General features: G+C 39.3%; 15 protein-coding genes. 6 read left to right on the top strand and 9 right to left on the bottom strand.

All coding sequences use genetic code 11. The features are described 5' to 3' along the window. Positions 1-195: 195 nt before the first annotated feature. The 5 genes from PMEL_RS06845 to PMEL_RS06825 form a co-directional block, all read right to left on the bottom strand. Positions 196-603 carry a GtrA family protein gene (locus PMEL_RS06845; RefSeq protein ID WP_120174551.1) on the bottom strand — a complete coding sequence of 136 codons (408 nt, stop codon included), beginning with the start codon at positions 601-603 and terminating at the stop codon, positions 196-198. Between the two features lie 11 nt (positions 604-614). After that, the gene (locus PMEL_RS06840) at positions 615-1,559 is read right to left on the bottom strand and encodes a glycosyltransferase family 2 protein (RefSeq protein WP_120174550.1); all 945 of its coding nucleotides are present in this window, start codon (positions 1,557-1,559) and stop codon (positions 615-617) included. A gap of 79 nt (positions 1,560-1,638) precedes the next feature. After that, entirely contained in the window at positions 1,639-2,418 is a 780-nt protein-coding gene (locus tag PMEL_RS06835; RefSeq protein ID WP_120174549.1) for a polysaccharide deacetylase family protein, read from the bottom strand. A gap of 483 nt (positions 2,419-2,901) precedes the next feature. After that, on the bottom strand, positions 2,902-3,780 hold the full coding sequence (gene dinD, locus PMEL_RS06830) for a DNA damage-inducible protein D (protein ID WP_120174663.1): 879 nt from the start codon (positions 3,778-3,780) through the stop codon (positions 2,902-2,904). Then, entirely contained in the window at positions 3,767-4,384 is a 618-nt protein-coding gene (locus PMEL_RS06825) for a hypothetical protein (protein WP_120174548.1), read from the bottom strand. Before PMEL_RS06825 ends, dinD begins: the two co-directional genes overlap by 14 nt. 1,067 nt (positions 4,385-5,451) lie before the next feature. Between PMEL_RS06825 and PMEL_RS06820 the strand changes: the two genes are divergently transcribed. From PMEL_RS06820 to PMEL_RS06805, 4 genes are all read left to right on the top strand, one after another. Then, the gene (locus PMEL_RS06820) at positions 5,452-6,456 is read left to right on the top strand and encodes a glycoside hydrolase family 16 protein (protein WP_120174547.1); all 1,005 of its coding nucleotides are present in this window, start codon (positions 5,452-5,454) and stop codon (positions 6,454-6,456) included. Positions 6,457-6,525: 69 nt separating this feature from the next. Next, entirely contained in the window at positions 6,526-8,424 is a 1,899-nt protein-coding gene (locus PMEL_RS06815) for a 2-oxoacid:acceptor oxidoreductase subunit alpha (RefSeq protein ID WP_120174546.1), read from the top strand. Between the two features lie 456 nt (positions 8,425-8,880). Further along, complete coding sequence (locus PMEL_RS06810; RefSeq protein ID WP_120174545.1) at positions 8,881-9,891, top strand: 2-oxoacid:ferredoxin oxidoreductase subunit beta; 1,011 nt, start codon at positions 8,881-8,883, stop codon at positions 9,889-9,891. Positions 9,892-10,144: 253 nt separating this feature from the next. Then, on the top strand, positions 10,145-10,801 hold the full coding sequence (locus tag PMEL_RS06805) for a LytTR family DNA-binding domain-containing protein (protein ID WP_231999376.1): 657 nt from the start codon (positions 10,145-10,147) through the stop codon (positions 10,799-10,801). Between the two features lie 482 nt (positions 10,802-11,283). Here the strand turns inward: PMEL_RS06805 and PMEL_RS12540 are convergent, their stop codons facing one another. From PMEL_RS12540 to PMEL_RS06785, 4 genes are all read right to left on the bottom strand, one after another. After that, the gene (locus PMEL_RS12540) at positions 11,284-12,345 is read right to left on the bottom strand and encodes a nucleoside 2-deoxyribosyltransferase (protein ID WP_120174543.1); all 1,062 of its coding nucleotides are present in this window, start codon (positions 12,343-12,345) and stop codon (positions 11,284-11,286) included. A gap of 90 nt (positions 12,346-12,435) precedes the next feature. Continuing rightward, entirely contained in the window at positions 12,436-13,014 is a 579-nt protein-coding gene (locus PMEL_RS06795; RefSeq protein ID WP_120174542.1) for a hypothetical protein, read from the bottom strand. A gap of 54 nt (positions 13,015-13,068) precedes the next feature. Continuing rightward, the gene (locus PMEL_RS06790; RefSeq protein WP_120174541.1) at positions 13,069-13,413 is read right to left on the bottom strand and encodes a WD40/YVTN/BNR-like repeat-containing protein; all 345 of its coding nucleotides are present in this window, start codon (positions 13,411-13,413) and stop codon (positions 13,069-13,071) included. A gap of 21 nt (positions 13,414-13,434) precedes the next feature. Further along, positions 13,435-14,106, bottom strand: coding sequence for a hypothetical protein (locus PMEL_RS06785; protein WP_120174540.1), 672 nt, complete (start codon positions 14,104-14,106; stop codon positions 13,435-13,437). Between the two features lie 746 nt (positions 14,107-14,852). Here PMEL_RS06785 and PMEL_RS06780 point away from each other — a divergent pair. Then, positions 14,853-15,494, top strand: a complete 642-nt coding sequence (locus PMEL_RS06780; protein ID WP_120174662.1) for a hypothetical protein — start codon at positions 14,853-14,855, stop codon at positions 15,492-15,494. A 228-nt stretch (positions 15,495-15,722) separates the two neighbouring features. After that, positions 15,723-16,472: a LemA family protein gene (locus PMEL_RS06775; protein ID WP_120174539.1), complete on the top strand. Its 750-nt coding sequence runs from the start codon at positions 15,723-15,725 to the stop codon at positions 16,470-16,472. The last annotated feature ends 7 nt before the right edge of the window (positions 16,473-16,479 follow it).

Raw genomic sequence — 16,479 nt, 5'->3', positions numbered from 1 at the left:
TTCTTCCCTTTTCTATTGCTGTGTTGTTGCTTAGCACCAATCGTGCGAACGCTCCGCACCATGTGTGCGGATGCTTAACACCAATGGTGTGGATGCCTAATACGAATCTCGCAAACCATTAACACCTATCATTCAACACCCATCACCCATTCTTGCTAACCATTACCACCCATCATCCAACACCCATCACCCAATCTATTTCTTCCCTTTCACAAACACAAGACGTAGTAAAACGAAGTTGATAGGTACTACTATCACCATCACAAGGATAGGCGACAGCCATTTGCTTGCACCCATCCAAAGGAAGAGATGGAGCAGTCCTATCTCTAAAAGATAATTGAGTATGTGGCTACCAACGAAGCCAGCAACATTATTCTTTGATGGCTTCCCTTTAAAAGTAAAGTAGGTTGTAAGTCCGTAGTTACAAAGAAGTCCCACTCCGTAACCAGCTGTGTAGGCTATAGTTGTATTCGTAAACAGCAGACAAAGACAATAGATTCCATAATGGATGAGCGAGCATATAGTGCCCGTTATTCCAAAACGGAAGAGTCGCCAGAAGTCTTTTCGCCAGCGTTGCCAAAGCTCTTTAATGCGTATCACCATGTGAGAAGGGATTAATCGAGTATTTGACTGATGTTATAAAGTGGACGCTGCTTTACCTCTTCATATATTTTGGCAATATAAACGCCCACCGCACCGATAGAAATCATCAGCATAGCACCCACGAGCCAAATACTAAGAATGAGTGAAGCCCAGCCCGCCACCTCCGTATGATTGAGGAAAGCATGGACGACATAGATACCAATACAAAGCGTGACGAACAAGAAGGCGATACCAAGATAGATGACATAATAAATAGGTTTTACGGAGAATGACGTGATACCATCCAATGCCAAGCTAAGCATCTTGCGCAAAGTATATTTAGAAGTACCTGCTTTACGTTCGCTGATACGATCGTCAACAGTTGTAGACTTGAGTCCAATAGAAGGGATGAGACCACGCAGATAGAGGTTACGTTCCTTATATCCAGAGAGTATCTCTAAGGACTGACGGCTCATCAGACGGAAGTCGGCATGGTTAAAGATACTGTTCACGCCCATCTTCTCTTGTAGATGATAGAAGGCCTGTGCAGACATACGCTTCAATATTGGGTCGGCTTTGCGCGAAACCTTCACCCCATAGACAATCTCATTGCCTTCCTCAAAGGCGTCAACCATCTGCGGAATACATTTCTTATAGTCGTCTTGCAAGTCGGCATCGAGTGTGATAACAGCATCAGCCCAGTCCTTTGCAGTCATCATTCCTGCCATAATAGCATTCTGATGTCCCACGTTATGAGCAAGATTGATACCCTTTATACGTGGATGCTGGCTGTGGAGCTGTTGAATAATCTCCCATGTTCGGTCATGGCTTCCGTCATTGACAAACACAATTATCGAGTCATCGGAAATCCTTCCCTGACTGATGAGTTCGTCGAATAGCTCTATGAGCTGTGCTGCTGACTGTTCTAAAACCTCTTCCTCGTTGTAACAAGGAGAGACCGTTGCAAGTTTTATCATATCTTATATTCTGCTTGTTGGGGTGTTTGTAGGGAGCGTTTCTTAGCTTGCTGTCTGCTATTCAGAGCGGGAATTCAACTTATTTCTTCTGTCGATTGACAAAGTCTACGTAGGTAATAAACTCCTGCTTGTCTGCCTTCATTGCCTTGATAAAGCGGTCAAGACGCTGTTCCAAATCGTGTCCACTGTTGTTCTTAATGATAAATGGCATCTTAAACTCTGGATGTGACTTGAGATCATAGAACTCCCATGGGTGGAAATAGGTCACGAAATAGCCATCGTGGCGCAATACCTGTCGAACTAAACGAAGATAGAACCACTCTGGGAAGTTATGCATGGAAAGCCAGAAGAGTGGAATGCGTAGGTGAGGACTGACACTGGCAGGTATCTCCATGACTGGACCACGCATAAACCATGTACGTGGAGTGGTGAGATGCATGTATCGACCCGGTATGAAAGCAGGGTTCAAAGAAGAGTTATAAAGGTAGCCAGCCTTCTCTATATCCTCATCCGATACAGGGAACATACGTGGCTGACGATAGCCCGCAACCTTCACACCTGTTACACGTTCGATGATTTCCTTAGAACGGAAAACGTCCTCTGGTTTGGGTTGCCAGTGGTCAACACCATGACAAGCCACCTCGTGACCTTCGTTCTTTATGCGTTCCATGACCTCTGGTGCCAGTTCTGCAAAGTTGCCTGTGCAGAAGAAGGTGGCACAGACGTTGTTTGCCTTCAGTATGTCGAGGATGCGAATCGTACCCTCAATGGATACCTTCATGCCCTCTTCAATCGAGAAGTCTACCCCATGTTCACGTGGTACATCAAACTCTTCCGTATCGAAGCTTAGTAATATCATTTCTCTTCTGTTTCTTTATTTGTCCAGTTTCCTTCATCAAAAGAAAGCTATTCTACAAACCCTTTTCCCTTTTGAGGATAGCCATAACAATGACGTTGTCAATGTCTTGTTTTATTGTAGTAAGCTTTCATTTTTGGAAAGTATTGCAAAGTTACAATAAAACTCTGATATTATCCCTTAATTCTACAGCGTAAAATCTTTTAAGAAAGCCAAGTGTTTGAGAAACAAAGTTCTCAAATCACTTGGATATGTCAGAATATCCTGAACCTACATACAAATAAAGCCCATAACTTTGAGTTCTTCCTTGAATAAAACAGTATTTTTGTTATAGTTGTCGTACTCCCCATAGGATTGGGGGGTATACTTAGTCAAGCCCTCGAAGAACTCCATAAAATCCAGGAATCAACAGATAGAGTCCCCTAAAAAGATAGCTCAATAGATAAAATTTTCTCACAAGGAATAATGTTGCAGACTTAAAGTATATTATGAATCACTATTTTTGTTCTTCGGTAGTTTTTGTGAGATTTGTTCTATCTTTTTCTCGTCTCGTACAACCTTGCGTTCCAGTTTCTTAATATCTTCTGCGGGTGGAAGGTCTTCTGGCTTGATACCACGCTGTCCCAACATATTACGCACACTATAGTTATTCTGTATGTGTTCGCGCGTAATAGGCAGTTCTCCATGCAAGCCTTTGTTTTCTACGTTGTAGTTGGTCATCTCTGTAGCAAGGTTCTTGGCAGCTATGGTAAGGGTGGGTAGAAAGTCTGCTAATGGTCTGTTAGATTTCACTCCCAATCGTTTCTTCATATCTTCAGTGGTGTGTCCTCCAAAAAGTGCGGTATCACCTTTAGAACGTATGCGCCCGAAGCCTTTGTCATCAACTCCTCGCTGATATATGTTCTGCGATAATTGTTTTTCAGCCATTCTCAATTTATCGCGGGTTTCTAAACGAGATAGCAGGTTCAGTCGCTCTTCTATTAATTCTGCTTTTCGTGTTTGTACGGCAAAGTAGCTTTGGGCAAAGGCAATTTCTTCTTTCTTAGGGTCGCCGTTTTGGGCGATAAGATAGCAGGCATAGCGAGTAAGCATAAAGTCGGGTACCTCTCGTTTTGCTCCTTTGCCTATTTCTATCATTTTCGTGACCTCACGAAAATGATCATCAAGATTGATTCCTTGTGTTTTACACGAATCTACTGCTCGTCGTATGGCAACAAGAAAATTCTCCCATCGCGCATAGCCTAATATTGTTTGTAGTTCGCGTGCAAACCAAACTTCTATCTGTTCTTTGCTATCATCGCTCTCAATGTATCTGACAATGCTGTCGAACGATGATTTATATTGTAATATACTATTCTTGTCCATTGTCTTTTTCTTCAATCCATTCTTTATACTTTTTGTATTCTGCATTCCTCAAGTTTATCACATCATCTTCACTCATAATCCCTTTCTTAGCTTCTTTTCTCATTCCATGCCATTCAAGAGTAAGCCAGGATTGCATTAATGTTATGAATTTATCTATATCGTCTTCTTTATTTTCTGCTTGGAGTATTTTATCAATCATTTCAATAGCTTTCCTATCCCAATGCTCATTATCCTTATCAGCAGGATTCATCAACAATTTTAAACGATACGACAGTTCTTTCAATTTATCTTTGTCTTTTCTTTCGGCTGTTACACAGAATTCTTCAACAGCTTTACGAAGTTCTGCCATATATTCTTTTCGAGCAATCGTTATGGTATTGATAAAAGTACTTTTACTTGATTGTTTTATTGTTGCAGAAATTTTCATTGTACCTGCAAAAGCAGAAACTATTCCTATTATTAATGTAGCCTCTACCGAGCTTATTCTTAATTTCTCTATTAATAAGATCTCTATTCCTAATGTTAATAATAAAAAAATAGCTATTACAAAGAGAATATTTTCTATATTCTTCCAGCGTATATTGTTTATTTTTATCCAGTTCATTTTTTTCTTATAATTTAATGTTAATCTCTATTTACTAACTTATTTGCACTAATTTCTACTATATTAAAAATGTAGTAAAAATCACCTTGCTATGCACCCTCTTAAAATTGTCTTATAAGACAATTCCTGCTCTTTGCTAAATACTGATTAGCAACGATTTTAAATATTTGTTTTTTAATCATTGAAGTCAGATTTATAGGTGTGATTGGTGAGGTCTGCGGATAAGCTTTCGCTTCTTATTTCTTCAGCGGGTCCTTCTTCACTTGAATTACGTACTTTGTCATATTGATTAGAATTAAAGGGTTAGTAATGCTGCAAAGATACAAAAATCCATGATTAAGCCAGCATAGGATACAAACTTTCTGCTAAGAGAGTTTGATAATGTTCCAATCTCTACTAAAGAAGGATACTATGAAGAACTACCATTTATTATCTAAAGAAGGAAATGATTTGGTTTTTATTAGCCATCAACAAAACGTGTTAAGAGAGTTAAAAAGGAGTCTTTATACTTGCTTTTTTGAGGGAATAAGTCGTCTTTGCCGAATTATTTTCATGAAAAAAAGATTTTATTTACGTGAAAAGAAATATTTATTTTCATGAAGAAGAATATTTCTTTTCATGAAAATAATTTGGTGATGGAGGATTGTGAGAGTTGAATGTTGGGTGCTGGTGATGTGAATTTGTGGTTATTTAGGTGTTGAATGATGTGTTTTAATGAAAGGTATAGATAGTTGATAAATATTATCGACATAATATTCATTGATTTTATATATTTTTTTCTCTTGTAGAGTATTTGTTGTGTTGATTTCTGGATGCTTTTTACTCATAAGATATAAAAATATATTTTTTCTCCTCAAAACATTTTGTTTTCTCAATAATATTTCGCACTTTTGTCCTCAGAATACACTAACGTAAACAAAAGATAATCTAAAAAACGGAAAGTCGAGAAAGCAATGTGGGGAAATGTAGACCTATGTTATGTCAGAATCCTTGTGTTTTCATCTGTGCTATAGGATGATTCTATGCTTTTCAGATTGTACCGATTTAGATAAAATCTTAATAAAAACATGTCACAAAAGAAGAACAATAAGAGATTTCTTGCAGTGCTTACAATGGTATTGTTTTCCACAGTATCGTTTGCTCAGGGGGCTAAATTGGCTGATGGTGTAAAACCATTACCACCCGACGCGGAAATCCCTGGAGCTGAATATACGCTCGTCTTCCATGATGAGTTTAATGAGCCAGATGGCACTTTGCCTGATACTAATGTGTGGAGATACTGTACCCGTTATCCAAAAGTTACATGGGCACGGTTTTTGAGCAACTCTCCTGAAGTGGCTTTTATGAAGGATGGTAATCTTGTTTTGCGTACCATTCCTAATCCTGATAGGTCAAAAGATAATGTGGAAATGCTTTCTGGTGGTATTGAAACCAGTCAGAGCTTTACTTTCCGCTTTGGTCGTGTGGAGTGTCGTGCACTGGTTAATCCTTTTATAGGTAACTTCCCTGCTATCTGGATGATGCCAAAGTCAAAGTTCGGATGGCCAAAAGGCGGTGAAATTGATATCTTTGAGCAGATTGATAATGAGCAGCGTTGTTATGCAACCGTACACTCTGCGTGGACTCAGAGTCATAGAAATGAGCCACACTCTGGCAATCTTTTGATGCCGATGAATCGTTATCATACCTATGCAGTAGAGTGGGAAGAGGATGTTCTGACCTTCTTTGCTGATGGTAAACGTGTGTTCCAATATAAGAAACAGAATGATAGTCAGGAGCAATGGCCGTTTGATAAGTCTAATTTCTACCTGATTCTCAATCAGTCAGTGGGCAATGGTTCGTGGGCGAAAAATGCAGATGTGAATCATACATACGAGATGCGCGTCGATTGGATACGTGTCTATCAAAAGGAGAAGCATATTCCTACGAGTATTAGCGTTCCAATGACAAAGATACAGGAAAGCACAGAAAGCAATGATATTTATTCGTTGCAGGGTGCTAAGATGGGGACTCATGAGAGCGAATTGCCAAAGGGAATCTATGTTCTTAATGGCAAGAAGTTTGTTAAATAAGCTTTACTACTAAAGTGGAAAAGCTAAGTAATACAGAAACGATTTACTAACATAAACAAGAAATAATCTATGGAAGAACAAATCGAAGTGAAAGAACTCGACAGTGTTGTTATACACTTTTCTGGTGACTCAGGTGATGGTATGCAGCTTGCGGGTAACATTTTCACCACTGTCTCGGCTTCTGTCGGCAATGGTGTGTCTACTTTCCCAGACTATCCGGCTGACATCCGTGCCCCGCAAGGCTCCTTGACAGGTGTGAGTGGATTCCAGGTTCATATTGGTGCGAGCAAGGTTTATACTCCTGGTGACCGCTGTGACGTTCTTGTAGCAATGAATGCTGCTGCGTTGAAGATGCAGTATAAACATTGCAAGCCTAACAGTACAATCATTATCGACACTGATTCATTCGGACAGCGTGACCTTCAGAAGGCTGAGTTCCGCAGTGATGACTATCTGGGCGAGATGAGTATTGACCCTGATCGTGTAGTGGCTTGCCCGATAACAAAGATGGTGAAGGACTGTTTGGCTGATACTGGCATGGACAATAAAGCCATGCTGAAGTGCCGTAATATGTTTGCTTTGGGTCTTGTTTGCTGGCTTTTCAACCGCGACTTAGACTTGGTAAACAACTATCTCGAGACAAAGTTTAAGAAGAAACCAGCCGTTGCTGAGGCGAATATAAGGGTTGTACGTGCAGGCTATGACTATGGTCATAATGTACATGCTTCTGTTCCTAATACCTATCGCATTGAATCAAAAGTGAAACAGCCTGGCCGTTATATGGATATTACGGGTAATAAGGCTACTGCATACGGTCTGATGGCTGCGGCTGAGCGTGCTGGCTTGCGTCTTTTCTTAGGTTCTTATCCTATCACTCCAGCAACTGATATCTTGCATGAGTTGGCTAAGCATAAGTCAATGGGTGTAACAACCGTACAGTGTGAGGACGAGATTGCTGGTTGTGCATCGGCTATTGGTGCTGCTTTCGCTGGTGCATTGGCTGCTACTTCGACCTCTGGTCCTGGTATATGTTTGAAGAGTGAGGCTATGAACCTTGCGCTTATTGATGAACTTCCATTGGTGATTATCGACGTACAGCGTGGTGGTCCATCAACGGGTATGCCTACGAAGAGTGAGCAGACCGACCTCTTGCAGGTGCTTTACGGCCGTAATGGTGAGAGTCCAATGCCTGTCATTGCAGCTACAAGTCCTACTGATTGCTTCGATGCAGCCTATAACGCTTGTAAGATTGCATTGGAACACATGACGCCAGTTGTGCTTCTTACCGATGCATTCATTGCTAATGGTTCTTCTGCTTGGAAACTTCCAAATATCGAAGAGTTGCCAGAAATCCATCCACACTTCGTTACAGAAGACCAGAAGTATAAGTACACTCCATACAAACGTGACCCAAAGACATTGGCGCGTTACTGGGCTATTCCTGGCACGGAAGGCTATACGCATATCCTTGGTGGATTGGAGAAAGACGGTGAAACGGGTGCTATTTCAACCGATCCAGAGAACCATGACAAGATGGACCACCTTCGTTGGAACAAGGTGGCACGCATTCCAGTACCTGATTTGGTTGTTCAGGGCGACGAGGATGATGCCGACTTGCTTATTGTAGGCTTTGGTAGTACTTACGGTCATCTCTATTCTGCAATGGAAAATTTGCGTAGTAAGGGTCATAAGGTTGCTTTGGCACAGTTCAAGTATGTGAATCCATTGCCAAAGAACACTGCAGAAGTGCTTAGTCGTTATAAGAAAGTCGTTGTTGCAGAACAAAATCTTGGTCAGCTTGCAGCCCTCTTGCGTATTCGTATCAACCACTTCGCTCCTTATCAGTATAACCAAGTTAAGGGTCAACCATTCGTTGTCACCGAGTTGGTTACAACTTTTGAGAAACTTCTCAAGGCTCCACTACCAAAGGAAGAAACTGGTACTTTCTATACGAAGATACTTGAGTAGAATAGTTGACGAGTAGACAAGTAAACAAGTTTACAAGTTGCTTGCGACGTTGGGAAGTCTACAAGTAGATGAGTTAATGGGTTGACATGTAGACGAGTTAACGAGTTTACAAGTTGCTTGTTAAGAGCTAAGCGAATAAAAGTAATCATAATTAAGGATTTAATGAGTTTACAAGTGGATGAGTTAACGAGTTTACAAGTTGCTTGTTAAGAGCTAAGCGAATAGAAGTAATCATAATTAAGGATTTAATGAGTTTACATGTGGACGAGTTAACGAGTTGACAGGTTACTTGTTAATACCTCCAAGTGAATAGAAGTAATCATAATTAAGGATTTAATGAGTTTACATGTGGACGAGTTAACGAGTTGACAAGATGCTTGTTAATAGCCCCAAGCGAATAGAAGTAATCACAATTATGAATTATGAATTATGAATTGTGAATTAAATGAAAAAGTCATGAATCAATATACAGCACAAGATTTTAAGAAGGGACAACCACGTTGGTGTCCCGGCTGTGGCGACCATTTCTTCCTTGCCAGTTTGCAGAAAGCAATGGCAGAGTTAGGTGTTCCACCTTACGAAACAGCCGTTATCAGTGGTATCGGATGCTCAAGCCGATTACCTTATTATGCTAATACATACGCTATGCAGACTATTCATGGTCGTGCAGCAGCGATTTCCACTGGTGCGAAGGTGACCAATCCGAACCTTACTATTTGGCAGGTTTCGGGCGATGGTGATGCACTTGCTATCGGTGGTAACCACTTTATCCATGCGATGCGCCGTAATGTGGACCTGAATATGATTCTTCTGAACAACCGTATCTACGGTCTTACGAAGGGACAGTATTCACCAACCAGTCCACGTGGCTTTGTTTCTAAGTCAAGTCCTTACGGTACAACAGAAGACCCATTCCACCCAGCAGAACTCTGCTTTGGTGCTCGTGGCAACTTCTTCGCACGTAGTGTTGCCAGTGATAACACTGAAACAATCGCTATCCTTAAGGCTGCTTATCAGCATAAGGGTGCTGCTGTTTGCGAGATTTTGCAGAACTGTGTTATCTTCAACGATGGCTGTCACACCTCAGTTTATACCTCACAAGGTCGTAAGGAGAATGCTATTTACGTTAGACATGGCGAGCCATTAATCTTCGGTGCAGACAATGAGTTTGGACTTGTACAGGAAGGCTTTGGCTTGAAGGTGGTTAAGATAGGCGAGAATGGTATTACTCGCGATGATATCCTCGTACATGATGCCCACAGTCAAGACAATACCTTGCAGCTGAAACTTGCAATGATGAGCAATGAGGACGGCTTCCCTATAGCCCTCGGAGTTATTCGTGATGTTGAGGCTCCTACCTATGATGCTGCTGTCAATCAGCAGATAGAGGAGGTGAAGGCACAGAAGCATTACCACACCTTTATGGAGATGCTCGAGACCAACGATATTTGGGAGGTCAAGGAATAATATTTTAAGACAAAATATACTTGCTTAGAAAGAGGAAAAGATGTATCTTTGTGGACAACCAACCATTTAAGACATCATGAGAAGACTAACCTCATTTCTACATAGCAGGTGTACGATACAGACAAATGCCACTTCCTGGCGCACGAGTGTTGCGCTGGGAGTTGGCATTTTCTTGTTTCTTTACCTCCTACAGCCGTTCGGGATTAGCCAGTATCGGGGTAGTATCTTTTTGATGTGTCTTGGTTTTTGTCTTATGACCATCTTCGTTCAGTGGCTTTGTGCCTTTTTTTTCTTCAAAAGACCATCGCGAAAAGATGTCCCAATCACCAATGGTTATATCATCCTTTATAGTATAGCTATCGAGTTTGCGATGGCTATCTCTATGACGCTCTATGCAGCTTTCTTCTTCCAAATGCCATTAACATGGCAGCTGTTCAGTACATTCTTTTATTGGACCTTCCTTGTTTGGGTAATCGTTACAGCTATTTTTACGTTGGTAAACTATAACCGTATGTTGAATAGTAGACTGGAAGAAATGATAAAGAAGACCTCTGATGAACAGGAAGGAATCCTTATCACGTTGCACGACCAGAACCTGCGGGGAACCGACCTTACCTTACCTATCAACAATCTACTCTATATTGAAGCTCGAAAAAACAATGTCTGCGTATGTTATATAAAAGAAGGTAAAGTGGTAAAGGCTGAACTCCGTTCGACGTTGATAGCCTTAAAGGATGACCTTCCTTACGATAATATCTTTCAGTGTCATCGTTCCTTCCTTGTGAATATCAATAATATTACTTCTGCAAAAGGTAACTCCAACGGTTATCAACTTCGTCTTTTGGGTTGTGAAGACATCATCCCAGTCTCTCGCACCTTTGTTCCCGGTCTCCGCCACTTCGTTGGTTAATATCTAATTATTAGCATGTTTTTCTGTTTTTTACAAACAACTTATTCCCTTATTAATAGATATTTGTAAAATATTTTCATGAACCTCAAACTCAATCCATGCTCTTTTGGGTTCTAAAAGACGCCTAATTGACTTGCAATAGGTGCCCTTTTGAAGTCCAACTAACGCCCTTTTGAAGTCCAATTAAGCACCTTTTCTTTTACTACTTTATAACCAATTGATTTCCTGTTGGTTACAAACCTACTTTTTATCCGTGTTATTGTCCTTATTTATAGCTGTTTTGTTTGAAAATATGTAATGATTTTTCAAGTGGTTATCTTTTGAAGTATTAAAGTAAATAAGAGGCTCCGTGTCGGAGGATGATAATAGAATAGAAAGCTGAGAGACTTAGCTATGCTTTTGTCTAATGAGCAACTTAGGTTTTTCTGTCAAAGGTATACGAAAAGTATTCATACATTTAATGGAAAAACTATTTGTATTGATTAATATGATGTGGCTGTTAGTAAAATTACTTGCTTCATCCCATAAGGAATGACATTATAGCAAAAATCAGACTCTTTAATAAATAGTTTTTCAGAAAGATATTTATCAAATGCTTGTATCTGCCTTAGACCTTCTTCCTGATTACGTACGCCACTGATAGCGAAGATATATTTTTTCTGTTTATTATCTCTGTTGTAATTCAGCTTGTATAGTGCTTCTTTTATGTCTTTTCTGTAAGTAAACCTTTGCATAGAAATTATATTTTTCCCCTTTATCACTGAATAGAAATCATAAAAATCAACTGATATTATCCAATGAAATTCGAGTAAGTTACGAATACAATATAAAAACGACTTTATTTCTTCATAAGTATTACTACCATTTGGAAACGAAAGAATTGCGTCAAACATTTCTTTTTCATCAACTTCAAATATGTCTGAAGTTTGTAGAAGGACTAATTTTGTCTTATCATTTTGATGCAATGAAAGTAAATGAACCTTTTCAATAGCCTCTTTTGAGTTTGCTAAGATGAGGTTCATAAGAGTATACTCTCCTTTTTCTATGCAAGAGATTCCATCTCGTTTAAGTTTTTCAACAATTTGCTTATTTTCGGAATCGACAGTTAATAGACTCGCACAATCTACATTTAAGTTCTGTATATCATCAAGTATTTGATACAGTTCTTCTTCATTTTCATAAGGAACAACCGTGAAATACGGATTACCATTCAACATCGCTGAAATATTAGACCGCAACTCATTATAGAAAATATAAGCAGGAATACCGTGTGCCTCAGCATAAGCCAATTCGTAGCCGACACCAAGAGAGGGGCAAGTACATTCGGCTATCAGCAAGTCACACGACTCAAGCCATTTAGTATCACGTTCGTAAATATAAGCATCTGACATAAGTGTCTGGGATTTCATGCTCATATCGGCTTGCCCGATGTGCTCTGTAACCACAATGTCAGTTTTGTTTATATAGTCAATAATACGCTTGTATAAGCCTGCGTCTTCTCTACCGCCACGTATAGAGCCTGCAAAATAAATTCTTCTATTCATCGTACATAAGAGTTTGTGCCTTGTCTATTATATTCAACGATGTCAATTACCTATTCAAAATAATATCATCTTTTATCGGTGAGATTATTTCTATACAGCCACTTGCTCTAAAATCTGAAGTTCCTCTATCGTCTTATTAATATCAGTATTATCCCACGTCATGTCTTTCGGATATAATTCTTTTCTAAAACAATGGACTATCTCAAAGAGATTTTTAAGCAAATCTTCTGTATTCTTTGTTTGCGACTTCTCACTTACGTATAAATTGATTATATTTGAAGCTTTAGCACTTATTTGATAAATACTCTCACTTCTTGTGTGTAATGAGATATATGATGTTAGAAATTGCAACTCAACAGCTTCCTCTGATGTAATCTCACCATCTTTCAGTATTTTACATAGTGCATGAAGATACTCTTGATAAATTTTCAGTTTCTCCTTAAATATTTCAGCGTTGCGTTCCTTTTCTAAAGCATTACGAGTTTGACCAGACAAAAGAAGCATTGTAATGATGGCAGATAAGACTACTCCAAACAATGCACCAACAATTCTCGGCCAAATATCTTGTGTATTGTAGTTGCCAAACATAATGGCACTACCAAAAAATACGACAATAGCAATAAAAATAAGACTAAGCGAAATTAGTCTTTGATACTCTATATTTTTCATAAATTTATTTTTGTTTATTCCCCAATCACAAAGAGACTGGGGAATGAGATTAAATTAGCGACGATGCCAAGAAATACCACCATTCTTAGAATAATACAGTCCTTTGCTCGTTTGAGCAAGTAACTCGTTTCCTTGTACAGTAATCTCTTTAAAATCTCCTGCAGTAGATCCTGTGTAACGAGAATGCCAGCTGATTCCTCCATTCTTTGAGTAATAAACCCCCTTAGAAGTACAAGCTAATAACTCATTACCATAATCACATAAGCTATAAAATTCGCCAGCATTAGAACCTGAATAACGAGAATGCCAAGTATTCCCTCCATTTGTTGAATACTCAATGCGATTTTTCTCAGAGTTAATACGAATCATTTCGCGACCAAAGTTTACAATTTGTCCCATAATTTTTGTTAGTTAGTTTATTTAAAGTTCATTTTGCAGATACATTGCAATTGCCCCCAAGTCATCATAACTGATTCTGCCTGAGGGGTGGGGTATTCCTAAAATCTTTATATCGCCCCACATTGCTTTTGCTACACCGTGTTTAGCAGGTTCTCCATTAACCATTGGGGGAACAATGCTCTCTACTTCCTTAATGTTTAAACGATTGACAAAAGGAGTAAAGCAATCGGGTATAGAGAAGCAAACTACGGCTTTTGGATGGTAAATATCCTTGATAACTTCCGCACTGAAATCAAGACATTGATTGATGATTTCTGTACTTCCTTTCTTGGCTTTCAGTTCCTTAATATCCTGACTACCAAAATAGACAGCGTTCATAAACACGTAATTACCGTCTTCCATAGGCTCTGTAAACTTAGCCCACTTCATAGCTGCATAGAGTTTTCCCCATACAGGCCACTTTTCACGCTCAGTGTAAAAGTAAGGATTTCCTTCATAAAATCGTTCCTTGTTTGCCCCTTGATAAGGGAAAGGTTCATGAGCATTGTAGCCAAGGAATACTACCTGTGGAGATTTATCCAACACAGGTTTAGACTGCATTGCACAACTCGTACAGTTAAATTCAGGACCTACACTCTCGATGTACTGGCAGACTTTGTCTACCCATTTTTCATACAATTCTTGTTTGTCCATAGTCAATTATTGAGCCATTATCCAGTCCGTTTAGCCCTTAAAAAGTTAGTAATAGCATTAATAATGCAGAAGCGTGAACTGGCTATGTCCACATTCTAAGTCGAAGGTCCTAGGAAAACCCATTGCACGAAAGTAGTAATAGCAGCCCACGCTATAGCGTGAGAACCACTATGCTATCCTTGTGCAAGTGTCTTGAATTTCCTAGGTTCTCGACTTACAAGATAAGCATAACGCCTCTTATTTTTTCAACGATGTCATTGTGTCTTTGAAACAACACGCTACAAAATTAACATTTTTATTTTATTATTAGGTAATAAACGTTGATAAAATTTGTTTTTTCCATTTTATATAGAGGTTATGCACTCTATTCTTTTCTGTCTATCGTAAGGTAATTCTTTTAGAATTGAGTTTGCTGTCATTGCTGTCATCTGCTATGAAGACTTAACTTGTTAGTTTACAGTAGGTTTATGCAAAGTGTTAAAAGTGACAGCAAAGTAAAAGTAAAATAATTCTTGTAATAATGAGTAGTGCTTGTCTTCTTACTTTAGTCAGAAATATTACATCATTCTCTTAACTATACAACGGACTAAGCGTGTTAGTTGTTCGTCCCAAAATATAGTATTTCAGCGGTGTGAATAGTTATCTAAACCACTTTTTTGCTGTCTGTCCCTATTATTTGGAGGCAATCAAAAGCTTTGATACATTTGCGACAGAAATCAATGTTTCACTTTTTAAAATCAAAGCGTATGAAGACTTTAGTTTCTAAAATCGTCGTTATCGTTGCTCTTATGTTTGCAACCAGTATGAATGCACAGAACAACAATCAGTTCGAAGCACAGTTAAAAACCACTTTAAGTAACGTCAAGGCAGACGAAGCTACATCTATTGTAAAGGGAATGGATGAATTGAAGCGTATGGAAATGCAGTATCCAGATGCTTGGCTCCCTACCTATTATCGTGTGTTCTATGCCCTTCAGTATGCTGCTCGCTCTCCACAGAGTGATTATTCCTCCTTATTCTTAGATGCGGTGAAGGCTGACCTTGAGGCATTGCAGACAAAAAAGGGAGTTGATCGTTCAGAACAGTTTACGTTGAAGGGTTTTTATTATGCAGCACTCATCACACAGAATCCATCAGTGAATGGTAAACTTTATTACATTGATGCAATCTGTTATTACAAGTCAGCTATTGGTATTAACCCATCTAATCCTCGTCCTCGTGTTCTCCTTTATATCTTTTTTGAGAAGATGAGTAAGGAGACTGGTCGTCCAAGTATGAATACTCCAAAGGATTTAGAAACCATCAAAGAACTCTTTGCTAAGGAAAAGCAGAATGGTATGCAGCCAGCATGGGGACGTAATCTGATAGACTATTTTAAGTTGAAGTAATATGCTGAAAGGACCTAACTCATAAAGATGTGGGGCGTATCAAATCGTACGCCCCTATCTTTGTAATTCCTTTGTAGAGTTTAGGAACTATGCTAATTGATGCTATAATTTATCATGTTGAGTTTATAAAACAGAAGATAACGAGTATAGATTTGCTCTCTTTAAGAAAAAAATGTATCTTTGAAGCCTAAAAACAGATATTATTGAAAACAAAAAACAGATTTAACTATGGCGAATTTATTGGACGAAGTGACAGGACCTGTGAATGATGCAGGTCGTGACGTACATGTAATTGACAAGCAACTCCCTGTTGAAGTAGGTTTTGGTTCAACCCTTTTTCAGATTGCTTTGTGGGTGGTTGGTCCGGTGTTGGTATTGTTATTTGTGCTGATATTGGGTAGTACGATGACAAATCCATTGCTTGTTGGTGTTGTAGGCTGTCTGGTGGGAATTCTCCCTGGTGTTATCTTTATCTTTATGAAGATATCAGCACGTAACTATTTCCAGAAGTTAGAGCAGCGTATTCAGGCTGAGGCATCTAATATAGACAACTATTTGGAACAGCGTGTACAGATACTTCAGAACGTAGTTGGTCTGGTAGAGCGTGCTATCGACCTTGACAAAGACGTGATGAAGGCTGTTGCAGCTCTTCGTTCTGGTGGTGTGAACGAAGGAAATAGAAGTGATGTGAATGCACAAGTAAACACAGCTTTTGGACGACTCTTTCCACAGGTTGAGGCTTATCCAGAGTTGAAAGCACACAATGCTATTGCTGATGCGATGCAGCAGAATAATTATCTGCAGCGAGAGATTACGGCAGCTCGCACTGTATATAACAGTCGTGTGACACAATGGAATACTGACATCTTCTCTTGGCCAACAAAGATGATTGTTGCTGCTCAGCAGGGTTACACAACTCGCATACCATTCACAGCAACGGCAGAGACACGTGAGGCAGCAAGAGGTAAATTCTTCTAAGACAGCG

The organism is Prevotella melaninogenica, from assembly GCF_003609775.1.
GTDB classification, from domain to species: Bacteria; Bacteroidota; Bacteroidia; order Bacteroidales; family Bacteroidaceae; genus Prevotella; species Prevotella melaninogenica_A.
Note: the sequence above shows the minus strand (reverse complement) of the source record. Positions and strands in the feature narration are given on the sequence as shown.

Bases quoted from the DNA above. Each gene is read 5' to 3' on its own strand.
- PMEL_RS06845 (WP_120174551.1), bottom strand. From the start codon at position 603: ATGGTGATACGCATTAAAGAGCTTTGGCAACGCTGGCGAAAAGACTTC.
- PMEL_RS06840 (WP_120174550.1), bottom strand. From the start codon at position 1,559: ATGATAAAACTTGCAACGGTCTCTCCTTGTTACAACGAGGAAGAGGTT.
- PMEL_RS06835 (WP_120174549.1), bottom strand. From the start codon at position 2,418: ATGATATTACTAAGCTTCGATACGGAAGAGTTTGATGTACCACGTGAA.
- dinD (WP_120174663.1), bottom strand. From the start codon at position 3,780: ATGGACAAGAATAGTATATTACAATATAAATCATCGTTCGACAGCATT.
- PMEL_RS06825 (WP_120174548.1), bottom strand. From the start codon at position 4,384: ATGAACTGGATAAAAATAAACAATATACGCTGGAAGAATATAGAAAAT.
- PMEL_RS06820 (WP_120174547.1), top strand. From the start codon at position 5,452: ATGTCACAAAAGAAGAACAATAAGAGATTTCTTGCAGTGCTTACAATG.
- PMEL_RS06815 (WP_120174546.1), top strand. From the start codon at position 6,526: ATGGAAGAACAAATCGAAGTGAAAGAACTCGACAGTGTTGTTATACAC.
- PMEL_RS06810 (WP_120174545.1), top strand. From the start codon at position 8,881: ATGAATCAATATACAGCACAAGATTTTAAGAAGGGACAACCACGTTGG.
- PMEL_RS06805 (WP_231999376.1), top strand. From the start codon at position 10,145: ATGACCATCTTCGTTCAGTGGCTTTGTGCCTTTTTTTTCTTCAAAAGA.
- PMEL_RS12540 (WP_120174543.1), bottom strand. From the start codon at position 12,345: ATGAATAGAAGAATTTATTTTGCAGGCTCTATACGTGGCGGTAGAGAA.
- PMEL_RS06795 (WP_120174542.1), bottom strand. From the start codon at position 13,014: ATGAAAAATATAGAGTATCAAAGACTAATTTCGCTTAGTCTTATTTTT.
- PMEL_RS06790 (WP_120174541.1), bottom strand. From the start codon at position 13,413: ATGGGACAAATTGTAAACTTTGGTCGCGAAATGATTCGTATTAACTCT.
- PMEL_RS06785 (WP_120174540.1), bottom strand. From the start codon at position 14,106: ATGGACAAACAAGAATTGTATGAAAAATGGGTAGACAAAGTCTGCCAG.
- PMEL_RS06780 (WP_120174662.1), top strand. From the start codon at position 14,853: ATGAAGACTTTAGTTTCTAAAATCGTCGTTATCGTTGCTCTTATGTTT.
- PMEL_RS06775 (WP_120174539.1), top strand. From the start codon at position 15,723: ATGGCGAATTTATTGGACGAAGTGACAGGACCTGTGAATGATGCAGGT.